At 56.1% G+C, this 667-nt stretch carries 1 pseudogene; it reads left to right on the forward strand.

The window, feature by feature from the left end:
* Positions 1 to 667, forward strand: a pseudogene (locus tag CIK96_RS13285) (hypothetical protein); the annotation flags it as partial.

Raw genomic sequence — 667 nt, forward strand, 5'->3', positions numbered from 1 at the left:
CCTTCGAGTACTATCCAGAGGGAACGCTGGCAAAAGCAGTGTCTTACGATGCCGACAACAGGAGCACAGCCGTATTCACCGACCTGCTCGGGAGGAAGATTATGGAGCGCACCGCAGCAGGAGATACCTATTATGTATATAACGACCTCGGCCAGCTGCGCTTCGTGCTCACACCTGCATTCAACAAAATATCGCAGGAAAAGACAATATATGCATACGAATATCGTTATGACAATAGAGGGCGGGTGGTATGGAAGAAACTGCCCGGGGCGGAATGCGTGCAGTACTGGTACGACAGTGCCGACCGCATGGCGTACATGAGAGACACCGCTCTGGGAAACCGCTACCGCTTCTGCCTGTACGACCGCTTCGGAAGGCTGTGCGTGCAGGGCACATGCAGCGACGGAAACCGCGACGGGTCGGTGCTCTCCGCTACATCATACACGAGCGGATCAGGGGGTGTCTGCAGCACAGGCTACTCCGCACCGTACAGCATCAGCGACCCGCAACTCGAGATAGTCAACTACTACGACACCTATGAATTCATCGGCAACAACCTTACAAGCGCGATGCCTGCATTAACCATTGGACAGGAACAGAGACAGCACGCCATCGGCTACCTTACGGGACAGGTGGTGTACGCTACCGGCGGCGAGGCCCTCGGCAC

Source organism: Prevotella sp. P4-98, assembly GCF_002251405.1.
Classification (GTDB): Bacteria; Bacteroidota; Bacteroidia; order Bacteroidales; family Bacteroidaceae; genus Prevotella.